We start from the raw sequence: 6,361 nt of genomic DNA, 5'->3' as shown, positions 1-6,361 counted from the left end.
GCTTCGTCGCCATGCTGATCCTGTCTTCCATAAGACAAGCCAAACAGGACCGATACCGTTCGCGCTCATTCCCGATGAGGCACCACCACACCCTACGCGCTCAAAAAACGTGAGGCACGTCGTGAAAGTGAAATGAAAGGTTCCTTTGATACAATGCTGGTAAATAAGAAAAGGAGGCCATTGGAGTGGGCGTGATATTAGAAACCAAGCAGCTTTGCAAATTTTATGGGACGGGGGAAAATCAGGTCAAAGCCGTCAATCATGTGAATATCCAGATTCAACAGGGAGAATTTGTCGCCATTGTCGGAAAATCCGGCTCCGGAAAAAGTACCCTGCTGCATATGCTGGGCGGGCTGGATACACCAACCAGCGGCAGCGTGATCTTGTCTGACAAGGACCTGTATTCCATGAAGGAGGATCAGCTTGCCGTTTTCCGGAGAAGAAAGATCGGATTTGTATTTCAGGCATTCAATCTGGTATCCTCCATCAATGTGTGGGAAAATATCGTTCTTCCGTTGGGGCTTGACGGAAAAAAAGTGGATAAAGCTTATGTCAATGATATTATCACCACACTGGGTCTTGAACACCGGATTCATAATCTTCCGAATACCCTCTCCGGAGGACAGCAGCAGCGCGTTGCGATTGCAAGAGCCTTGGTAAACAGACCGGAGATTTTGTTTGCGGACGAGCCAACCGGAAATCTTGATTCCAAGACAAGTGACGAGGTGATCGCGCTGCTGAAAATGAGCGCAAAAAAATATGGACAGACGATTGTAATGATTACCCATGATGATGAGATCGCGCAGGTTGCTGACCGTATTTTAGTCATCGAGGATGGACAGGTGGTGGATTTCAATTGAGGACGATCAGCAAAATTGCATTCAGCAACGACAAAAGAAATCGGACAAGAAGTGTCCTCATTATGACGGCGATTTGCCTGACTACCATGCTTCTGGTCATTATCAGTACAATTGGAAATGGACTGATCCTCTTACAGAAGGATCAGGCTGCAAGCTCATACGGAAGCAACTACGGCCTGTTTATCGCCGCAGATGGTACGCAATTAAAAGAAGTGGAACGCAGAGCTGAGATATCTGATATCGGCATCATGCGTACGGAGGGCATCCTGAAAGGAAATGAGAATGGCGGCTTTGTCAGTGCGGATGAAACGGTCAGGAAAATGCTTCCCTATAATCAGGAATATGTGTTGAAGGAAGGTACCTATCCGGAAAAGGCGCAGGAAATTGCCGCAGGACGCGCTTTCTTTGATGCAGTGGGATACCATGATGTAAAGGTCGGAGACACCGTAACATTGGAGTACCGTTCCGGCATGCAGTCGGAATACGCACCGATGGAATTTACTGTCAGCGGGCTTTTATATGACCGGGATGAATATACCATCGAGGCTTCCTATGTTGTATTCGGTTCGCAGGATTTTTATAATGAGCGTGTTGCGGAGGGTGACAGGCAATATAATATCTATTTTACCTTGAGCGATTCTGCAAATGTATCTATGAATAATGTTGCGCCTGTTATAAAAGAAATCGCGGATTCCTGCGGCATTGACCAGAAAAACGTGATCATCAATGACCTCTACCTGCAGTGGGTATTGCAGCCGAGCTATGAAATGATTGTGGTTTGTGGAACCCTGATCCTCGGAATCGTGCTGTTTTCCGTTGTGGTCATTTATAATATCTTCCAGGTCGGGATCGCCCAGAAGGTTCAGGAGTACGGAAAAATCAAGGCGCTGGGTGCAACCAGAAAGCAGATGAAGCAGTTGATCTTTCGTGAGGGCATTCTTCTGGCGGTTCCTTCGATACCGCTGGGGCTGCTGTTTGGTTTCCTGATTGCAAACGTCAGCTTCAACTGGCTGGTGGAGCAGGGAAATCTGGTATCGTCCGGAATCAAGAACCATCAGGTGCCTCTGTTTTCACTGACAATTATGCTCATCTGCATTTTTGTATCGTTTCTTACGGTCGTTTTGGCTCTGCGCAAACCCATGAAAATTGTTTCCCGGATTTCACCCATCGAAGCGACACGGTATCTTGACGGCTCCAAAACGCAAAAACAGGGCAGACGAAAAGGCAGAAAAGATGTCACCGTTTTCTCCATGGCAATGGCAAATGTGACAGGCAATCCGAAAAGAACCATTGCTACGATTCTTACCATGGGGCTTTCCTGTGTATTGTTTGTAATTATCTCTAATTATGTTGGGAATATTGACACGGAGCACGAGGCGCGGATTGCAATCAACCATGGACAATTTGAGTTGCAGCTGGATTATTCCCAGAATTATGATGAAGCCTATTCGGAGAATAATCTGGACACAATCCTACAGAACAACCCACTGAATGATTCTTTGATTAAAGAAATCAAATCCATCCCCGGTGTAACGGATGTACTGACGAGAGAAATCGTCTCTGCAGATCTGAACGGAACAAAATTTCCGGTTGCAATCGTAAATCAAGAGGATTTTGAAATGATGCGCGGGGATGGCGATATCGGTTCCATGGACTATGCACAGGCTGTCAAAAACGGGGATGTTTTCTTTGGCTGGTCCAAGTGGATGGAAGCTGACGGGTATTCTGCGGGTGCACCGATTACATTCAACTTTGACAACGGAAGTGAAACCTATACCTATCAGGGAAAGATTGCAGGATCCTTTGTAAGCGCGGACACTTATCTTGTCATTCCGGAAGGTGTATACCGTTCCATGAATCCGAGGGGAACAGCCTATGGATATCTGTGGGTGGACTGTGATAAAAAAGATGTGGCATCTGTAGAGCAAAGCCTGAATGACCTGCTCTCCGATACTTCTCATATCAAGCTGAACACCTATCACGCAGAATTGCAAACCGCAGAATACGCAAGCCGTATGATGAAGCTTGGCTGCTATCTGTTCATGGCAATTGTCGGTCTCATTGGGTTTATGAATCTGGCAAACACCATGATCATCAATATCATCACGAAGAAGCAGGAATACGGTGTGCTGCAAGCGGTAGGCATGACCAATAAGCAGTTGAATCTGAGCTTACAAATACAGGGCTTGATTTTTACGGTTGGCACCATCTGCGTCGCACTTGCTGCCGGTCTGCCCCTTGGCTATGCACTGTTTTCCTATGCGAAGCATAATGGGATTTTTGGAATGAACGTTTATCACGTTCCTCTTATCCCGATTCTTGTTATGATTCTTCTGGTTGGTATTCTACAAATTGTGCTTTCCTGTGTTTTAAGCAGTAATCTGAAAAAGGAAACGCTGGTAGAAAGAATAAGGTATCAGGGATAGCAAGTAATATGTAATGAACTAGGTCTTAACGAAGAGGAGAAATAGATAACTTCCGATTTGTCGAACTGATAAAATCCCTTTAGGAACTAAAGGGCGCACTTCTATACTCCCCTGTCGGAAGTATCGTGCGTCCTGCGGAGCTTCATTCCCGGTCGGCAGAAGAAAACTGCATGACCGAGAATGTTGCGTCACTTCGTTCCGTCAAGGTGGCTACACCCCCTTGCGCCGCTAATGCGGCTATCCCCTGTGGACTTGCCGTCCGCAAACAGCATAAAATGCTGTTCGCCGCCAGCAAGTTTGGAAAAACAAATACCGAAAATCAGACCGTTGACTGGTCGCACTATGCGAAAAGTCGGCGGTCTTTTTTTATCCCCAAAATCAAAAAAGGAGGTCAAGCACAATGACAAAACCGAAAACCCTTGAACAGCTCCGAGCCGAAAAGGAACGAGCCGAGACGCAGCTTGCGCAGGAACAGCACAAGCTGGAGCGTCTGGAGAATCGAAAGAAGTATCTGGAGAAAGGCGAACGCACCAAGCGCACCCACCGCCTTTGCAATCTGGGCGGCACGATTGAGAGCCTTGCCCCGGAGGTCAAAGATCTCACACGCACCGAAATGACAGAGCTGATGGAGTACATCTTTTCTCTGGCAGAAGTCCAGCGAGCCGTCCACCATATGGCGATTACCCACATCAGCCAAGCAAACAGAGAAAAGGAGTTGAAAGTCGATGGCACTATTTCATCTGAGCGTCACGCAGACTAAACGAAGCGCAGGACAGTCCGCTATTGCTTCTGCCGCCTACCGAGCCGGGGAGCGATTGTATAGCGAGTATTACGGCGAATACAGCGACTACACACGCAAGGGCGGCGTGATCTGCTCTGACATTCTCCTGCCGTCCCATGCACCGCCCGAATACGCAGACCGCCAGACGCTATGGAACGCCGTGGAAAAAGCCGAGCGTGGAAAGAACGCCCAGCTTGCATACAGCTTTGACATTGCCTTGCAGAATGAATTTTCCCTTGAGGAAAACATCGCTCTTGCAAGGCAATTTTTGTTGGAGAACTTTGTGAGCCGGGGCATGGTGGTTGACTTCGCCGTACACCAGCCAGACCGGGAGGACGGCGGCATACCAAATCCGCATTTTCATGTGCTTTGCCCCATCCGCCCCATCGAGCAGAACGGCAAATGGGGGCTAAAGCAACGCCGGGTGTACGAGCTGGACGAGGACGGCAACCGTATCCGGGACGCAGACGGAAAGTTTGTGTTCAACGCCGTTCCCACTACCGACTGGGGCAGTCCCGAAACGCTGGAATACTGGCGGCAGACATGGGCGGAGCTATGCAACGCCAAGTTTGCGGAAAAGGGGCTTGACGTTCGTATCGACCACCGAAGCTATGAGCGTCAGGGCGTGGAGCTTCTTCCCACCGTCCATGATGGCGCAACCGTCCGGGCAATGGAGAAGAAAGGCATACGCACCGAGAAAGGCGAGTTCAACCGCTGGATCAGAGCCACCAACGCCGTTATCCGGGACATCAAGAAGAAAATCGCTCTCCTGTTTGATTGGATTGCCGAAGCAAAAGCGGAGCTTGCCAAGCCGCAGGCACCCGACCTTGTTTCTCTGCTGAACGCCTATTACACCCAGCGCAGAGCCGGGGCGTATTCGCAGAAAGGCAAGGTCAGCAATCTAAAGGAGATGAACGAGACTTTCAATTATCTCCGGGCAAACGACATTTACTCCCTTGAAGATTTGGAACACCGTGTCAGCGAACACAGTGCTGCCACAGAGAGCTTGAAGAAAACGCTGGACGAACAGACCGCCCGAATGAAAGCAATTAAGCAGCTCTATGACAGCTCCGCTGCTTTCCAGAGCTTGAAGCCTATCTATGACGGCTTGCAGAAAATCAAGTTTGAGAAGCCCAGAGCCAAGTACAAGGCAGAGCATGAAGCGGAACTGAAACAGTTCTACGCCGCCAGACGAAAGCTGACCGGAGAGTTCCCGGACGGTAAGGTGGATATGAAAAAGCTGTCCGCAGAGTATGACGCTCTGGAACAGGCGCATGAAACCACCTACGGCGAGTTTAAGACCGTCAGAGACGATTTACACCGCCTTTGGAAGGTCAAGTCATGCGTAGATACTGCCGCCCGATTTAACGAGCGTACAGAGGAACAAAAGCTCCAAAATCGACCCCAAACACGACACAAAAAGGAGGATATATCCCGATGAAAAAATACGACTGGAAGAACGAATACAACCCCATCCGCAGAACGGCAAAACGCCTTTTGAGCGGAGAGCCTTTGACCGATGGCAGACCGCTTTCCAATCTAATTGAGCTGGACGAACACACCCGGAAATGCCTTGCCTTTGAAGCCACCCTCACCGACCGTCAGATTGATATGTTGCAGGATTTGGGCTATCTGCCCGTTACCACAAGACAGTACGGTGAGGAATGTGCAAACTGCCCCTATACGCTGGACGAGCGTGAGCATGGCGTTTGCAGACGATGCGCTGTTTTCAAGAAGTAAGGAGGACGCTCATGCAGTACACCCAAGCACAGATTGACCGGGCAAACGCCGTCAGTCTGGAAGATTTTCTCCGCACACAGGGAGAAACGCTTATCAAAAGCGGACGGGAATACCGCTGGAAAGAGCATGACAGTCTGACCGTCCGAGGAAACAAATGGTTTCGCCACAGCCAGAGTAAGGGCGGCTATCCCATTGATTTTGTCATGGAGTTTTACGGAAAGTCCTTTCCCGAAGCCGTCCAGCTCCTGATCGGCGAAAGCGGCGAGGGACAGAGCGAAGCCAGCACAGCACCGCCCACAGCGTTTCACTTGCCCTTGCACAACAGAACAGCCGACAGAGCAATTCAATATCTTTGCGAAAGCCGAGGTCTCAACAAAATGCTTGTTGAGGCTTTTCTTCTTTCCGGGGATATTTACGAAGACGCAAAGCGGCAAAATGTGGCGCTTGTGTTGTTTTCGTGGGTGTGGGTTCGTCGTTGAGCCGTTGAGGGAGTAAGAGAAGAGCGCTTCCTGGGTAGGATGTTTTCGACCAAGATAAACAAACAACCAAAAAGC

At 49.2% G+C, this 6,361-nt stretch carries 7 protein-coding genes; all 7 read left to right on the top strand.

Translation table 11 applies throughout. The features are described 5' to 3' along the window. The first annotated feature begins 185 nt into the window (after positions 1 to 185). The 7 genes from AC1A0G_RS12125 (at position 186) to AC1A0G_RS12095 (ending at position 6,286) form a co-directional block, all read left to right on the top strand. A complete protein-coding gene (locus tag AC1A0G_RS12125; protein WP_109056626.1) occupies positions 186 to 860 on the top strand; it encodes an ABC transporter ATP-binding protein in 675 nt (224 codons plus the stop codon). 62 nt (positions 861 to 922) lie between these two features. After that, positions 923 to 3,286, top strand: a complete 2,364-nt coding sequence (locus AC1A0G_RS12120) for an ABC transporter permease (protein WP_219070595.1) — start codon at positions 923 to 925, stop codon at positions 3,284 to 3,286. Between the two features lie 170 nt (positions 3,287 to 3,456). Further along, the gene (locus tag AC1A0G_RS12115) at positions 3,457 to 3,690 is read left to right on the top strand and encodes a hypothetical protein (protein ID WP_084686030.1); all 234 of its coding nucleotides are present in this window, start codon (positions 3,457 to 3,459) and stop codon (positions 3,688 to 3,690) included. Continuing rightward, positions 3,687 to 4,046: a DUF3847 domain-containing protein gene (locus AC1A0G_RS12110; RefSeq protein WP_034526285.1), complete on the top strand. Its 360-nt coding sequence runs from the start codon at positions 3,687 to 3,689 to the stop codon at positions 4,044 to 4,046. The genes AC1A0G_RS12115 and AC1A0G_RS12110 overlap by 4 nt, the downstream gene beginning before the upstream one ends. Continuing rightward, entirely contained in the window at positions 4,012 to 5,508 is a 1,497-nt protein-coding gene (gene mobQ / locus AC1A0G_RS12105; protein WP_033495402.1) for a MobQ family relaxase, read from the top strand. The genes AC1A0G_RS12110 and mobQ overlap by 35 nt, the downstream gene beginning before the upstream one ends. After that, on the top strand, positions 5,505 to 5,807 hold the full coding sequence (locus AC1A0G_RS12100; RefSeq protein ID WP_033495400.1) for a hypothetical protein: 303 nt from the start codon (positions 5,505 to 5,507) through the stop codon (positions 5,805 to 5,807). The genes mobQ and AC1A0G_RS12100 overlap by 4 nt, the downstream gene beginning before the upstream one ends. 11 nt (positions 5,808 to 5,818) lie before the next feature. After that, on the top strand, positions 5,819 to 6,286 hold the full coding sequence (locus AC1A0G_RS12095) for a hypothetical protein (protein WP_476530002.1): 468 nt from the start codon (positions 5,819 to 5,821) through the stop codon (positions 6,284 to 6,286). Positions 6,287 to 6,361: the final 75 nt, after the last annotated feature.

The sequence above is a fragment of the Bifidobacterium sp. LH_230 genome (genome assembly GCF_056357555.1).
Note: the sequence above shows the minus strand (reverse complement) of the source record. Positions and strands in the feature narration are given on the sequence as shown.

What these genes read in the sequence shown, in the direction of transcription:
- AC1A0G_RS12115 (WP_084686030.1), top strand. Translation starts at nt 3,457, where the DNA reads ATGACCGAGAATGTTGCGTCACTTCGTTCCGTCAAGGTGGCTACACCC.
- AC1A0G_RS12100 (WP_033495400.1), top strand. Translation starts at nt 5,505, where the DNA reads ATGAAAAAATACGACTGGAAGAACGAATACAACCCCATCCGCAGAACG.
- AC1A0G_RS12120 (WP_219070595.1), top strand. Translation starts at nt 923, where the DNA reads ATGACGGCGATTTGCCTGACTACCATGCTTCTGGTCATTATCAGTACA.
- mobQ (WP_033495402.1), top strand. Translation starts at nt 4,012, where the DNA reads ATGGCACTATTTCATCTGAGCGTCACGCAGACTAAACGAAGCGCAGGA.
- AC1A0G_RS12095 (WP_476530002.1), top strand. Translation starts at nt 5,819, where the DNA reads ATGCAGTACACCCAAGCACAGATTGACCGGGCAAACGCCGTCAGTCTG.
- AC1A0G_RS12110 (WP_034526285.1), top strand. Translation starts at nt 3,687, where the DNA reads ATGACAAAACCGAAAACCCTTGAACAGCTCCGAGCCGAAAAGGAACGA.